Below are 14,270 nucleotides of genomic sequence, written 5' to 3'. Positions count from 1 at the left end.
CCGAGTTTCCAGAGGGGCACCCATGACCCGCCGTTTCCTTTTCGTCCTGGGCAGCGCTCGCGCCGAGGGCAACTCCGAGCTGCTGGCCCGCCGGGCCGCCGAGCAACTGCCCCCGGACGTCGAGCAGGAGTGGATCGACCTCACCGAGCATCCGGTGCCGGACTTCGAGGACCTGCGGCACGACAGCGACCACGTCCGCCCGACCGAGGGCAACGTGGCCCGGCTGCTGGACGCGACGCTCGCGGCGACGGACCTCGTGATCGTCTCGCCCCTGTACTGGTACTCGGTCTCCGCGCAGACCAAGCGCTACCTCGACTACTGGTCGGGCTGGCTGCGCACACCGGGCCTCGACTTCAAGGCGACCATGGCCGGCCGCACCCTGTGGGGCGTCACCGCCCTCGCGCACACCCAGGAGGTGGTCGCCGACCCGCTCGTCGGGACGCTGCACAACTCCGCGGCGTACCTGGGGATGCGCTTCGGCGGCGTGCTGCTCGGCAACGGCAGCAAGCCCGGTGACGTGCTGACCGACGACGCGGCGCTGACGCGCGCCAAGACCTTCTTCGAGCAGGAGGCGCCCCCGGCCCGGTTCCTGTACGAGGACTGAGCGCTACGCGGTGATGTCCTTCGCCGTGAAGCGCGCCCACGCCGCCGACCCGAACACCGCCGCGTACAGGGCCTGGAGGCCGAGGTTCCTGGCCAGTTCGTCCCAGTAGACCGGCTCGCGCATGAGGTCGGCGAAGGACAGCCAGTAGTGGGAGAAGAAGTACGGCTGCAGGGCGTGCAGTTGCGGGATCTGGTCGAGGATCTGGACCGTGATCAGCAGGCCGACGGTCGTCGCCATCGCCGCGATGCCGCTGCCCGTCAGAGTCGAGACGAACAGGCCGAGCGCGGCGACGCCGATCAGTGACGCGGCGACGGCCAGGGCGATCAGCAGGGCTCTGCCCAGACCCTCGGCCAAGCTGATCTGCGTACCGGAGATGGTCGTCAGGTCACCGAGCGGGAAGAGCAGCGCCCCGACCGTCAGTGCCGAGACGGCGACCACGAGCGTCGCGGCCAGGCAGAAGATGACCACCGTCGCGTACTTGGTGAGCAGCAGGCGGCTGCGGCCGGCCGGAGCGACCAGCAGGTAGCGCAACGTGCCGGAGTTGGCCTCGCCGGCGATCGCGTCACCCGCGACCACGCCGACCGCCATCGGCAGGAAGAACGGGAGTGTCGCGGCCAGGGCGGTGAAGACGAGGAACAGGCCGTTGTTGGTGATCTGCGAGATGAAGGCCGGTCCTGCGCCGCCCCCGCCGCCGGGCGACGAGCCGTCGCCCGTCTCCATCTTGACGGCGATGCCGACGAGGACCGGCACACCTGCCAGCACGGCCAGCAGCGCGAGCGTGCGCCACCGCCGGAACGTGGTGACGAGCTCGTTGCGCAGCAGCCCGAAGGTCCACAACGGGCTCACCGGCCGTACGCTCTCCGCGACCTCAGCCCGCGACATCGAAGCCCTCCCCGGTCAGCGCCACGAACGCGTCCTCCAGCGAGGCCCGTTCGACCGTGAAGCCGCGCACCCGGACCCCGGCCGTCACCAGCGCGGCGTTCACCTCGGCGAGGTCGCGGTCCGGTGGTTCGCCGGTCACCCGGTCGTCGGCGACGACGACGTCGGCGACGCCCTGCTCCTTCAGGATCCGGGCCGCCTCCGCCGGGTCCGGCGTGGTCACGACCAGCCGGCCGCGCGCCCCGGCGGACAGCTCGGCGACCGGGCCCTGCGTGATCAGCCGGCCCTGCGCCATCACGGCCGCGTGCGTGCAGACCTGCTCGATCTCGTCGAGGAGGTGGGAGGAGAGGAAAACGGTCGTGCCGTCCGAGGCCAGCTCCCTCACCAGGGCGCGGATCTCGCGCATGCCCTGCGGGTCGAGGCCGTTGGTGGGCTCGTCCAGCACGAGCAGCCGGCGCGGCTGGAGCAGCGCGGCCGCGAGGCCCAGGCGCTGTTTCATGCCCAGGGAGTACGCCTTGGCCTTCCTGCCCGCGGCGGCGGTCAGGCCCACCCGGTCCAGGGCCGAGGCGACCCGGGTGCGCCGGGTGCGCGGATCGGCGGCCGGGTCGGCGCTGTCGTAGCGGATCAGGTTGTCGCTGCCGGAGAGGAAGCCGTAGAGGGCCGGGCCCTCGATGAGGGCGCCGACGTGCGGCAGCACGGCGCGGGTGGCCCGGGGCATGGGCTGCCCGAGCACCCGGGCCGTGCCGGAGGTGGGCTCGATGAGGCCCATCAGCATGCGGATGGTGGTGGTCTTGCCGGAACCGTTGGGTCCGAGGAAGCCGAAGACGCTGCCCGCCGGGACGGTCAGGTCGAGACCGTCCACGGCGAGCTGTCCGCCGCGGTAGCGCTTGGTGAGCGCGCGGGTGGCGATGACCGGTTCCCCGGTCCCGGCCCGTGTCCCACGCTGCTCCGGTTCCCCGGCGGACACCTCGCCCATCGGCTTCCTCGTTCTCTCGACGTCCCGTGCGGCCGCGGGACCTACTTGCCGGCGTCGGCCGCCTTCACGAGCGCGTCCTTGGTGACCAGGCCCGCGTAGACCTTGCCGTCGTCGGTGACGAGGGCGTTGACCAGGCGGGTGGAGAAGACCGTGCCCGAGCCGAACTTGCCGTGGACCTTGTCGCCGAGCGAGTCCATGAAGCCGCCGAACTCGCCGCCGGCCTTGCCCGAGGGCACGCCCTCGCCGCCGGTGTCGAAGGTGGCTATGGCGGTCCAGCCCTCGCCGATGGTCTTCATGCCGTCGAGGTCGCCGACTCCCTTGCCGGAGTCCTTCCCGGCCTTGGGCGCCTCGCCCAGGTCGAAGGGCTTGCCGGGGGCCTTGCGCGGGGTCTCGCCCGCCTTGTCGCGTGCCGTGCCCGCGTCCTTCTCCTCGGTGACCTTCGCGCCCTTGGGCGGGGTGAAGTCGAAGGTGGAGGCGGCCGGCTCGGCGAAGCTGACCTTCGTGAAGCCCGCGTCGACGACGGCCGGGCCGCCGCCCGCCGGGGTGAGCGTGAACTTCAGCGGCATGCCGGTCTTCGCGTCCACGGCGACGGTGATCGCGCCGACCGTGGAGCCGGACTGCTTCGGCTCGACGACCAGCTTGTAGGCGTCCCGGCCGGCGACCTGGGCCGTGCCGTCCACGGTCACGGACGTGGTGTCGTCGACCGCCTTCAGGGCCTCCTCGGCGAAGTCCTTCGGCAGGGCCGGCGGCTGCTGGTCCTTGCCGCGCTCCGGGCTCTCGGAGGAGGTGCCGTGGTAGACCTCGTTGGACTTGCTGTCGTAGCCCCAGACGTCCTTGCCGTTGTGGATGACGCTGTACTCGGCGGCGTTCTCCAGCAGCGACAGCTTCTGCTTGTCCGGGCCGTCGGCGGCGACGCGCAGGGTGTGCGTGCCGGAGGCCAGTTCGGTGAGCTTGGCCGTCGGGTCGGCGGAGGAGCCGCCCTCGCCCTGGCCCGCGGCGCCGGACAGCAGGCCCGACTCCAGGCCGCCGAGGTTCGGCAGGCCGAGGTCCGTACTGATCTTCACCGTGCCGGACAGCTGCTGGACGTCCGACTTGGCGATCTTCTCGATGAGTTGCTGTGCGGTGATCTTCGGGAGGTCGGGGTCCCCGGAGTCGGCGAGCGCGGGGACCAGCCCGATCGTCGCGGCGGCCACCCCCACCACCGTGACCGGGACGATGTACCGCGCGGCTTTGCGCCGCCCGGAGCGCTGCTCGTCGACCTCTCCGGCGGTCGTGCTGTCGTCGGATGCGTACGGTGCCATGTGTGCCCTACCTCCGTGGTCGGCGGCGGCTGTCCGTGTCGTCCACGCACTCGTCCCTGAGCCGCCATTCTCACCCGAACAGGTGAGGAGTGGTGTCTTTCCCTGGTGTCCATCTGACCAAATCGGCCAGGGAGATACGTCAGACCCCGGGCTCAACTCCGTGTACTGCTGGGGTATGACACGGAAGGGCGACTTCTCCCCCGACCCGTAGGGGTCGCGGGGAGGGCGGGCTAGCCGGCCCGGTGCACCACCGCGTCGCACAGCTCCAGGAGCGCCGTCTTCGCGGTGCACTCCCGCAGGGGCGCGAGCGCCGAACGGGCGTCCTGGGCGTAACGGACGGTGTCCCGCCGGGCCTGCTCCAGCGCCGGGTGGGCCCGCAGCAGGCGCAGGGCCTCGGCGTGCCGGGCGTCGTCGGTGAGGTCGGAGTCGAGGAGCTCGCACAGGGCGATGTCCTCGGCGAGTCCGAGCCGGGCCGCCCGCTCGCGCAGCCGCAGCACCGGCAGCGTGGGGATGCCCTCACGCAGGTCGGTGCCGGGCGTCTTGCCGGACTCGTGGGAGTGGGAGGCGATGTCCAGGACGTCGTCCGCGAGCTGGAAGGCGACGCCGAGCCGCTCGCCGTACTGGGTCAGGACGTCCACGACCGTGTCGTCGGCGCCGGACATCATCGCGCCGAACCGGCACGACACCGCGACCAGCGAGCCGGTCTTGCCGCCCAGCACGTCGAGGTAGTGCTCGACGGGGTCCCGGCCGTCCTGCGGTCCGGCCGTCTCCAGGATCTGGCCGGTCACCAGCCGCTCGAACGCCTCGGCCTGCACCCGCACGGCCTCCGGGCCGAGGTCGGCCAGGATGTGCGAGGCGCGGGCGAAGAGGAAATCGCCGGTGAGGACCGCGACGGAGTTGCCCCAGCGGGTGTTCGCGCTCGCGACGCCGCGGCGCACGGCGGCCTCGTCCATCACGTCGTCGTGGTACAGCGTGGCGAGGTGGGTCAGCTCCACGACGACGGCCGACGGCACGATCCCGGGTGCGTACCGGTCGCCGAACTGGGCGGAGAGCATCACCAGCAGCGGGCGGAACCGCTTGCCCCCGGCCCGCACCAGGTGCTGGGCGGCCTCCGTGATGAAGGGCACCTCACTCTTCGTGGCCTCGAGCAAGCCTTCCTCGACAGCCGCCATCCCGGCCTGGACATCGGCTTCCAGAGCCTGGTCCCGCACGCTCAGCCCGAACGGCCCGACGTCGGTCACGAGGGGTCTCCTGTCTGCTGTGTCTGCCGGTGATTACGCGGATTGTCGATAGGTCGCTGCCCTCACTCCGGCCAGCGTATCCGGTCACGTTTCGATCACCGCCAGCACCCAGGGTTACAGGCCGGGTGGTATCCGATCACGACCGTTATGTTTTCGATCAACCTATAAGAACAGATATAAATCGACTTACCCAGAGGTAGCGAACTATGCACGATTTGCCGTGATGAGTACGTGAATTCCCCTTGGCGAAAATTGCCCCGCAGGCTCGTGATCAGTGAGTTGAATCACTTGTTCCCCTTTTCCGCCCCACTACGGCATCGGCTTGTACCGCCTTCCCCAGAACGCCAGTTGAGCCTTGGCTCCCGCAAAGGATCAAGCGGCCCAAAAGCCCCCGACCAAGGTCAACTGCGTGATATGTGACTGGGGTGCTTGTTCCCGACATGTGCTCTCGCATACGTTCCGGCCCTGTCCGGCGGACGCCTAATCCTGCCGCCGCCCGGACTCCCCACAGAACCGACTCACTCACGCGTGGCAGGAGCGGGGGACCCAGGTAAGTCGCCGGTCCGCACAGCGGCACGGCTCGGGGTGAAGCCGCGTACGGCACACAGCGCCGTACGCGGCCGGGCACCTCCCGGCCCGAACCCGACAGCTCACCTCGCAGGCGCCGGAGAGGAATATCGCCATGGCCGGACGAGGCAAGCACCGTCGCCCCAGAACCAACCCGCTGACCCGAGGCTTCATCGCCGCCGGTACCGGCGGAGCCGCACTCACCCTTCCGCTCCTCGGCGCCACGCACGCGAGTGCCGCCGAGCCACAGATCGCACCCGCCGCCGCACAGTCCGTGCCGCAGGCGGCCCAGCCCGCCAAGCCCCTCACGTACACCGTGGTCAAGGGCGACTCGCTCGCCCGCATCGCGGACAAGTACGACGTCTCGGGCGGCTGGAAGCAGCTCTACAAGGACAACCGCGCCGCCGTCGGCGACGACCCGAAGCTGATCCACCCGGGTCTGAAGCTGACGGTGAAGACCACCAAGACGGACGCAGCGAAGAAGACGGCGACCAAGTCGTCCGCCCCCGCCAAGCCGGCCGCGAAGCCCGCCGGCGGTGTCGCCCAGGCCACCCAGGCGTCGGCGAAGACCTACGCGAACAACCTGGACGGATGGATCCGCGAGGCGCTGGACATCATGGCGCAGAAGGGGATCCCCGGGTCCTACGACGGCATCTACCGCAACATCATGCGCGAGTCGTCCGGCAACCCGCTGGCGATCAACAACTGGGACTCCAACGCCGCCAAGGGCACCCCGTCCAAGGGCCTGCTCCAGACCATCGACCCGACCTTCCAGGCCTACCACGTGGACGGCACGTCGTGGGACCCGTACGACCCGGTCGCCAACATCACGGCGGCCTGCAACTACGCGGCCGACCGTTACGGCTCGATCGACAACGTCAACGGCCCGTACTGAGCCGCCCCGCCCAGCAGTCGTTCGAGGACGACGGCGATGCCGTCGTCCTCGTTCGACAGGGTGACCTCGTCGGCCACGGCCTTGAGTTCGGGATGGGCATTGGCCATCGCCACCCCGTGAGCGGCCCAGTCGAACATCGGGATGTCGTTGGGCATGTCACCGAAGGCGAGGGTGTCCGCCGGGCGCAGCCCCAGATGCTCGGCGGCCAGCGCGAGGCCCGTGGCCTTGGTGATCCCGCACGGCTGGAGTTCGACCGTGCCGGGGCCCGACATCGTCACCGTCGCCAGTGAGCCGACCACCGAGCGGGCCGTCGCCGCCAACTCGTCGTCCGACAGGTGGGGATGGCGCAGCAGCACCTTGCTGATGGGCTCGCCCCACAGGTCGTCGCGGCGGTCGACCCGCACGGCGGGCAGGGTCGGGTGCGGCATCAGATAACCCGGCTCGATCAGCGTGAGCCCGTCGACCCCGTCCTGGTCGACCGCCGCGTACACCTGCCCCACCTCGGCCTCGATCTTGCCCAGAGCGGTCTCGGCCAGTTCCCGGTCCAGGGTGATGGACCACAGCAGCCGGTCCGCGCCTGCGTCGTACACCTGCGCGCCCTGCCCGCACACCGCGAGCCCCGTCGTGCCGAGGTCGTCCAGGAGCGGCCGCACTCTGGGCGCCGGCCGGCCCGTCACCACGAGGTGCTGGGCACCGGCGTCCGCCACCCGCGCGAGCGCGGCGAGGGACCGGTCGGAGAGGGTGTCGTCGCCGCGCAGCAACGTCCCGTCCAGATCGGTGGCGATGAGTGAATATGCGATGGGTGCGGCCATGATCAGAGAATACGGACAGTGCGCCCCTTCGTTTCATCGCACGACGGACCCCGATCCTCGCGCGACGGACACCGATTGCCCGGTTGAAGGCCTCTGCACCGGTTGGCAACAACATGCTCCGCTACCTACCCGTGAGGCCGCAACGAGCGGTACCTTCCAAGTGTCCAGGGGGGACTTGATCGGGGGGTCGGGTTGAGCAGTGGGCGCATACGCGTGGCCGGGCCCGGGGAGCTCGGCGAAGGGGAGAAGGAGCGCTGGCGTGCGCTGCGCGCGGCCTCCGAGGCACCGCGCAACCCCTTCATGGAACCGGAGTTCACCGAGGCCGTCGGCCGGGTCAGGCCCGGGGGCCGGGTGGCCGTGGTCTACGAGGGGCCGGAACCGGCCGGGTTCCTGCCCTATGAGCGCGGCCCGTTGGGGCAGGGCCGGGCGATCGGGCTCGGTGTCTCGGACGCGCAGGGCGCAATCCTGCGGCCGGGCCTGGACCTGGAGACCGGCCGGCTGCTGAGGGCCTGCTCGGTGTCGAGCTTCGCCTTCGACAATCTGGAGGCCGGGCAGCGGCTGTTCGTCCGGTACGCGGCCGAGGAGCACGCCACCTACGTCATCGACGTGGAGAAGGGCTACGAGACGTACGAGTCGGTGCTGCGCTCGCAGTCGCCGAAGTTCCTGAAGACCACCCTGGCCAAGGAGCGCAGGCTCGGCCGGCAGGGCGGCGAGCTGCGGTTCGTCTTCGACGAGCGCGAACCGGCCGCGCTGCGCGCGCTCATGGAGTGGAAGTCCGCGCAGTACCGCAGGACCGGCCGCCGGGACCGGTTCGCCCAGGGGTGGATCACCCGGCTCGTCGGACAGCTGGCCCGGACCCGGGCGCCGGAGTGCAGCGGCACGCTGTCGGTGCTGTACGCCGGTGAGCGGCCCGTCGCCGCGCACTTCGGGCTGCGCTCGTCGTCGGTGCTGGCCTGCTGGTTCCCGGCCTACGACCCGGAGTTCGCGAAGTTCTCGCCCGGCCTCGTGCTGCACCTGCGCATGGCCGAGGCGGCGGCCGCCGACGGCATCGGCATGCTCGACCTGGGGCGGGGCGCGGCCGAGTACAAGGACGCGCTGAAGACGGGCGAACTGCCCGTGTACGAGGGCGCGGTGACCCGGCCGGGGGCCGGCGCGGCACTGCACTGGCTGAGCCGCGAGCCCTCGCGCCGCGCGCACAGCTTCGTCCGCAGCAGGCCGCGGCTCGCGTCGCTCGCCGCGCGGACGCTCAAGGGCGCGGCTCGGCTGCGCCGTACCTGACACACAAGGGGGGTGGGCGCATGGCCCGTTCGGTTCGTGCGCAGGAGGAGATCCGGCGGTTCCTGGACATCGGGGCGGTGCAGGTCGCCGAGCTGGACCTCGACGATGACGAGGCGGTGCTCAGACCCGGTCCGGGGAACCGGCCCGTGACGCACGGCGAGGTGTTCGTACTGGTCAGGCGGGGTGGCCGACCCGTGGGCACACTGCTCGGGCGGGTGCCGGAGGGGGCGGATCCCAGGGCCGTGCTGGCGGAGCGGGCGCGGGCGGAGTGCGGGCCGGCCGTCTTCGGCGAACCCGGGGAGCCGCCGTTCACGAGTGTCGTCGTCGCCACCCGGGAGCGCGCCGGGCAGCTGGCGCGGGCGCTGGACTCGCTGCTGGCGCAGGACCACCCGCGGTTCGAGATCGTCGTCGTCGACAACGCGCCGGCCACGGACGAGACGCGGGAGCTGATCGAGCGGAAGTACGCCGAGCGCGTGCGGTACGTCTGTGAACCCGTTCCGGGGCTCGCAGCCGCCCACAACGCCGGGCTGGACGCCGTGCGCGGCGAGGTGGTCGCCTTCACCGACGACGACGTGGTCGCCGACCCGCGCTGGCTGACCGAGCTGAGCGCGCCCTTCGCCGCCGACGCCGGGCTCGGCTGCTGCACCGGGCTGATCCTGCCCGCGCGGCTGACGACCCCGGCCCAGGTGCTGCTGGAGAGCCACGGCGGCTTCGCGAAAGGCTTCACTCCAAGGACGTACGACCCCGCGCGTCCGCCGGGCGACGAGCCGCTGTTTCCGTTCACCGCCGGGCGGTTCGGCTCGGGCGCGAACATGGCGTTCCGGACGGCGGTGCTGCGTTCCGTCGGCGGTTTCGACCCGGCCACCGGCGCCGGGACGGCCGCCCGGGGCGGCGACGACCTCTACGGCTTCGTGCGCGTTTTGGCCCAGGGCCACCGGCTGCGCTACACGCCGTACGCCCTGGTCTGGCACCACCACCGGGAGACCTGGCGGGACCTGGAGACCCAGGCCTACGGCTACGGCGCCGGGCTCACCGCCTACCTCACCGCGGTGCTCGTGAACCGGCCCGCGCTGCTGCCGGCGTTCCTCGCGAGGCTGCCCCGCGGCCTCGCCCACGCCCGCACGCTGACGGCGGTACGCGAGACGGAGCCGGCGGACGGCACGGGCACGCCCGGCGATCACGACGTGCGGACCCACCCATGGCCGCGGCGGCTGTCGCGGTTGCAGCGCAGGGGGATGGTCTACGGGCCCCTCGGCTATCTGCGGGCGCGGTACGCACTGCGCGCGGCGGTTCGGGAGAAGACGGCTCAGCGGGCGCAGCCCGCTCAGGGGGCGAGATGACGACGTCGGCACGTACCCGTGGTGAGGGGCCGATATCGCCCTCGGGCACCCCGGTCATCCCCGTCTTCCTCTACCACGCCGTGATGGACGACCCACCCGAGTGGATCGCCGAGTTCACGGTCACGCCTCGGCAGTTCGCGGCGCATCTCGACGTCATCGCCGGCAGTGGGCGCACCCCCGTCACGATCAGCGCCATCGCCGATCATCTGGCCGGGCGGGCGCCGCTGCCGCCCCGGCCCGTGCTGCTCACCTTCGACGACGGGTTCGCCGATCTGCCCGGCCCCACCGCCGAGGTCCTGGCCGCACGCGGGCTGCCCGCCACCGCCTACCTCACCACCGGCGCCATCGCCCCGGGCGGCCGCAGTCTGCTGCCGCCCGCCCCGATGATGACCCTGGCCCGGGCGGCGGAGCTGGAACGTTCCGGCATGGAGATCGGCAGTCACACCGTCACGCACGCGCAGCTCGACACCCTGTCCGCCAAGGCCCTGGCGTACGAACTGCGCACCTCCAAGGCCGTACTGGAGGACGCCCTCGGGCACGAGATCCGGCACCTCGCCTACCCGCACGGCTACAACAGCCCCCGGGTGCGGGCGATGTCGGCGCGGGCCGGCTACGAGACGGCGACCGCAGTGCGGCACGCGCTCAGCTCCGACCGTGACGAGCGGTACCGCATCGCCCGGCTCATCGTCCGGCGCACCCACACCGTCGCCGACGTCACGGGCTGGCTGGCGGGGGCGGGCGCACGGGTCGCGCCGTACCGTGACGGGCCGAAGACGATCGCGTGGCGCTGGTACCGGCGGGCCCGTGCCGTGGTGCACGGGCCCGAGTTCGCGGGCTGACCGGGCGGGGGCTACCTGAGCGGCTGGTTGAGGTACGGGTCGGAGACCGCCTTGCGCAGGCTGTCCCAGGCCGCGTCGTTGGCCAGCGCCAGGTTGCAGTGCGGCCCGGGGTCGCGGTAGTTCCACTGGAGAGCGGCCTTGACGCCCTCAAGGCCCTTCAGGACCCCGGGCACCTCCGCGTACCACTCGGCCTGCCGCTGCGGGCGGTTCGCGTCCGCGGCCGTGCCGAACTCGGAGAGCATCAGCGGCTTGTCGTCGGAGATGTTGGCGCGGATCCAGTCGTGCGTGGCGTTCTGGGTCTGTGCGAAGGTCAGCCAGTCCGCTTCGTGGCAGCGGTAGTAGTTGTACTGGTTGTAACCGACCCAGTCGACGTAGTCGTCGCCCGGGTACATCTTCTTGATCTCGTCGGCGTGGTCGAGGTACCCGGTGGTGATCCACGTCCACACCACGTTGTCGACGCCCAGTTCACGGAAGCGGTCGTGAATGTGCCGGTAGGCCTTCACGTAGTCGGCCGGCGTGCCGTTGTCCGGGGTGCGGGTGTCCATCTCCAGGTCGAAGGAGAGGAACACCTTCTTGCCGTAGTCCTTGATGCGCCGGGCCTGGACGTCGATGACCTTGTCGTCCAGCTCGCCGGCGGCGATCTGCTTCCAGGTCGGCTGCTGCCGCTTCGTGCCACCCCACCACTTGCTCTCCCAGGACAGCAGCAGCAGGTGGTCCTCTCCGACGCGCCGCTCCTCCGGGGTGAGCAGCCGGCCCTCGCGCCGGGTGCCCGAGGCCAGGGACATGTCGTGGTACGTGTACACGATGTCGAGTTTGCGGCCCACGCGCTTCTCGTAGGCGCGCACCTTCTCCGGCAGGTCGTCCCGCTCGTGCGGCACGAACGCCCCGAACCAGGCGCCGCAGGGCGGTTCCAGGAGGGCCGTGGGGCGGCAGTCCGCCTTGGATCCGGCGGCTCCCGGGTCCGGCCCCGACGCGTCGCGCAGGGCGAGTACGGCGACCAGGACCGCGCTGACGACCGTGGCCGACGTGATCAGCAGACGGCGCCGGCTGGATGCCGGCGGGCCGGCGGACTGCGCCGGGTGCGGATCCTTTCGGTGCTGTCCTCCGGTCGTGCTCGGCTTGCGGCGAAAGGGACGGTGGGGGCGGTTGAACCTCACTGAGCGGAACCCTTCGGTGTCCTCGGCGTCGTGCCCGGCGGCGGGGAGGCGCGCAGCGGCGGACAGAACGCGGCGAGTGTGGTCAGCAGCGTCAGCGTCAGCAGCACCCGCTGCGCGCTGAAGGTGTGCGTGGCGATCAGCACGGTCGCGACGAGCATCACGGCGCCGATGCTCAGGAACAGCGTCAGCATCAGCCGCTCCAGCAGGTCGGAGTGGCGGGCGAAATCCGGGTCCCGGCGCTCCACAGGCCCCTCGGCGGGACGCGCCCCCAGGGCGGGGGCACAGACTCTGACCACGGCCGCGCCCGGGCCCGCCGCCAGGAAGAGCACGACCGCGGCTCCGCGCAGCGGTGATCCACCGGGCAGGGCGAGCGCGGCCAGCGCCAGCCAGCCGCCGAACGGGGGCAGCATCCGGACCACGAGTTCCTGCGGTGTCATCGCTCCGCCCCCTCTGACTGCTTCAGTTCGTAGAGCCATCCGGCGCTGTTCTCCGCCACCAGCCGGAAGCGCGGCGAGGCGGCGACGGACGTCCGGATGCGGTCCAGCTGCGCCCTGTCGAGCTGCCCGTTCATCTCGGAGTTGGCCAACTGCCCCTGGGTGAGCAGGAAGTAGGCCCGGGCCGGCCGCTCCACCCCGGCCATGTCGTCGGCGAGGGTGGCGGCCGGGGCCCGGACGATCTTGTCGACGTGGCTGCGGGCGTCGTCGAGGAACCAGTAGTGGTCGATGCTCCAGTAGGAGGCGTACGCGTCCGGGTAGTTGCGGTTGGCGGCGACGACCAGCGAGCCGTCGGGCGCCTGGTCGAAGAGCTGCCGTACGAGGGCCACTTCCTGCGGCGGGAAGTAGTTGATCCGGTCCTTGCCGGAGTAGGCGGGGACGAACGCCAGGGTTCCGCCGAGCAGCGCGGCCAGCGGCACCCAGGTGCCGATGCCCCACCGGCGGGGCCTGGCGGTGCCGGTGAGCTGCCGGTTGCCGGTGTCCCGTTCGGCGGCGTCGGCGGCCAGTGTGCGGACCTCGGGCAGCAGTGCCGCGGCGGCGAAGAAGGCGGCGCCGGGCAGCATGAACAGGAGCACCCGGAAGATCATCTCGCTGCCGTAGCTGCTCGCCGCGAACATCGGCAGCGGGGCCGCCGCGACCAGCAGCAGGGGCCGGGCCCGGTGGCGCAGCACCCGCTGGCGCAGCACGCCGACGGCCGCGAGCAGCAGCACGGAGCCGGACAGCAGCCGGGCCGCCCAGGAGGTCGCGATCGCTCCGGTGCCGGTCGGGGTGGCGCCGTAGCCCGTCTCGACGTTGGCGCCGACGTCGCCGATGGAGCGGATCATGTCCGGCATCGCCACCGACAGGAAGGGCAGCGCCGCCGTGAGGCACCAGGCCAGGAAGATCACCACGGTCGTGACCAGCGGGACCCAGTCGCGGTAGCGGCGGCTCAGGCACAGGGCGAGCAGGCAGACGGCCAGCATGCCCGGGGTGAGCTGGTGGGAGATGACGATCGCCACGATCATGACGGTGACCACCACCGTCCACACCGCCTGCCGCGGCCGGCCGCGCCGCACGGCTGACCGGCCGAAGCGGCGCAGGACGACGGCCAGGACACCCACGTGCAACGCGTACGCCACGGACTGCGGGGAGAAGTAGTCCTGCCCGACCCAGTTGGCGACGTAGAAGAGCCAGACCGCGGTCCAGATCAGCCGCCGGTCCTCGGTGAAGGTGCGGTAGATCAGCAGCAGCGGGAGCAGCAGCATCAGGCTGGAGACCAGGGGCCACCAGGCCATGAACATCGCCGCCGAGTCCACGCCCAGCAGCCGCTGCAGGGCGGCCTGAGCGGCGAAGAAGCCCGGCCACTGGTCGTACACCGCCATGTCGCCGACCTGATCGGCCGTCTGCAGACCGCCGGCCGTCAACAGATGGTCGATGACCGCCTCGTGCTTCCACGCCCAGGCGTACAGCGGCGTCGGGTAGAGCACTGCCTGCGTGGCCCGCTCCATCACCAGCAGGCCCAGCACGTACGCCGCCGACCAGGCGCCCGGCCGGCGCGCGTCGCGGACCGTGAACCAGAAGCCGGTGGTGAGCACCGCGAGCCCCGCCCAGAAGGCCGGATGCAGCGCGCTGACCAGCCCGTAGTCGTCGAGCCGCGAGACGTCGGTGTGCCGCACGGCGTACGCCCAGAGCGCGAGGGCGACGAGCAGCGGCACACCCGGCCAGGCCAGTGCGCGGCGCCCGGACCAGGCCGGGGGCAGGTCGGAGAGATCCCTCACGGGCTCGTGGGCGGGGCTCGACGACTCCGAGGAGGAGGGGCTGGAGGACTGGCTGGCCGTCTCGGGGCCGCTGCCGGGGGTGTTCGCGCCGTCCCGTGCGGGTGTGGGTTCTGGCGTGGATCTCTCCCTC

The 14,270-nt window shown here is 71.6% G+C and carries 13 protein-coding genes and 1 riboswitch; of the genes, 5 read left to right on the top strand and 8 right to left on the bottom strand.

Annotation, left to right across the window (positions count from 1 at the left end; translation table 11 throughout):
- The first annotated feature begins 22 nt into the window (after positions 1 to 22).
- The gene (locus A4E84_RS23860; protein ID WP_062928538.1) at positions 23 to 604 is read left to right on the top strand and encodes a flavodoxin family protein; all 582 of its coding nucleotides are present in this window, start codon (positions 23 to 25) and stop codon (positions 602 to 604) included.
- Between the two features lie 3 nt (positions 605 to 607).
- Here A4E84_RS23860 and A4E84_RS23855 read toward each other — a convergent pair whose 3' ends face one another.
- From A4E84_RS23855 to A4E84_RS23840, 4 genes are all read right to left on the bottom strand, one after another.
- Complete coding sequence (locus A4E84_RS23855) at positions 608 to 1,486, bottom strand: ABC transporter permease (RefSeq protein ID WP_062928537.1); 879 nt, start codon at positions 1,484 to 1,486, stop codon at positions 608 to 610.
- The gene (locus A4E84_RS23850) at positions 1,473 to 2,459 is read right to left on the bottom strand and encodes an ABC transporter ATP-binding protein (protein ID WP_062928536.1); all 987 of its coding nucleotides are present in this window, start codon (positions 2,457 to 2,459) and stop codon (positions 1,473 to 1,475) included. Before A4E84_RS23850 ends, A4E84_RS23855 begins: the two co-directional genes overlap by 14 nt.
- Positions 2,460 to 2,500: 41 nt before the next feature.
- Positions 2,501 to 3,760, bottom strand: a complete 1,260-nt coding sequence (locus A4E84_RS23845) for a LolA family protein (RefSeq protein ID WP_062928535.1) — start codon at positions 3,758 to 3,760, stop codon at positions 2,501 to 2,503.
- A gap of 230 nt (positions 3,761 to 3,990) precedes the next feature.
- Positions 3,991 to 5,001: a polyprenyl synthetase family protein gene (locus A4E84_RS23840; RefSeq protein ID WP_062928534.1), complete on the bottom strand. Its 1,011-nt coding sequence runs from the start codon at positions 4,999 to 5,001 to the stop codon at positions 3,991 to 3,993.
- A 509-nt stretch (positions 5,002 to 5,510) separates the two neighbouring features.
- Positions 5,511 to 5,680: riboswitch (cyclic di-AMP (ydaO/yuaA leader) on the top strand.
- Positions 5,681 to 5,683: 3 nt separating this feature from the next.
- Between A4E84_RS23840 and A4E84_RS23835 the strand changes: the two genes are divergently transcribed.
- Positions 5,684 to 6,463 carry a transglycosylase SLT domain-containing protein gene (locus tag A4E84_RS23835; protein ID WP_062928533.1) on the top strand — a complete coding sequence of 260 codons (780 nt, stop codon included), beginning with the start codon at positions 5,684 to 5,686 and terminating at the stop codon, positions 6,461 to 6,463.
- Here the strand turns inward: A4E84_RS23835 and A4E84_RS23830 are convergent.
- Entirely contained in the window at positions 6,427 to 7,275 is an 849-nt protein-coding gene (locus A4E84_RS23830) for a Cof-type HAD-IIB family hydrolase (protein ID WP_062928532.1), read from the bottom strand. The genes A4E84_RS23835 and A4E84_RS23830 overlap by 37 nt on opposite strands.
- Positions 7,276 to 7,467: 192 nt before the next feature.
- Here A4E84_RS23830 and A4E84_RS23825 point away from each other — a divergent pair, with 192 nt between their 5' ends.
- The 3 genes from A4E84_RS23825 to A4E84_RS23815 all read left to right on the top strand — a co-directional run bounded on the left by A4E84_RS23825 (position 7,468) and on the right by A4E84_RS23815 (position 10,732).
- A complete protein-coding gene (locus A4E84_RS23825; RefSeq protein ID WP_062928531.1) occupies positions 7,468 to 8,553 on the top strand; it encodes a GNAT family N-acetyltransferase in 1,086 nt (361 codons plus the stop codon).
- Between the two features lie 20 nt (positions 8,554 to 8,573).
- Complete coding sequence (locus A4E84_RS23820; RefSeq protein WP_062928530.1) at positions 8,574 to 9,893, top strand: glycosyltransferase family 2 protein; 1,320 nt, start codon at positions 8,574 to 8,576, stop codon at positions 9,891 to 9,893.
- A gap of 83 nt (positions 9,894 to 9,976) precedes the next feature.
- Positions 9,977 to 10,732 carry a polysaccharide deacetylase family protein gene (locus A4E84_RS23815; protein WP_062931578.1) on the top strand — a complete coding sequence of 252 codons (756 nt, stop codon included), beginning with the start codon at positions 9,977 to 9,979 and terminating at the stop codon, positions 10,730 to 10,732.
- 11 nt (positions 10,733 to 10,743) lie between these two features.
- Here the strand turns inward: A4E84_RS23815 and A4E84_RS23810 are convergent, their stop codons facing one another.
- The 3 genes from A4E84_RS23810 to A4E84_RS23800 are packed head-to-tail and all read right to left on the bottom strand — an operon-like array spanning position 10,744 to position 14,140.
- The gene (locus A4E84_RS23810; protein ID WP_062928529.1) at positions 10,744 to 11,889 is read right to left on the bottom strand and encodes a glycosyl hydrolase; all 1,146 of its coding nucleotides are present in this window, start codon (positions 11,887 to 11,889) and stop codon (positions 10,744 to 10,746) included.
- A complete protein-coding gene (locus tag A4E84_RS23805) occupies positions 11,886 to 12,326 on the bottom strand; it encodes a hypothetical protein (RefSeq protein ID WP_062928528.1) in 441 nt (146 codons plus the stop codon). The genes A4E84_RS23810 and A4E84_RS23805 overlap by 4 nt, the downstream gene beginning before the upstream one ends.
- Positions 12,323 to 14,140, bottom strand: a complete 1,818-nt coding sequence (locus A4E84_RS23800) for a hypothetical protein (RefSeq protein ID WP_062928527.1) — start codon at positions 14,138 to 14,140, stop codon at positions 12,323 to 12,325. The genes A4E84_RS23805 and A4E84_RS23800 overlap by 4 nt, the downstream gene beginning before the upstream one ends.
- Between the last annotated feature and the right edge of the window lie 130 nt (positions 14,141 to 14,270).

It is taken from the genome of Streptomyces qaidamensis, from assembly GCF_001611795.1.
Taxonomy (GTDB): Bacteria; Actinomycetota; Actinomycetes; order Streptomycetales; family Streptomycetaceae; genus Streptomyces; species Streptomyces qaidamensis.
This window is presented reverse-complemented; position numbering and strand designations above follow the sequence as displayed.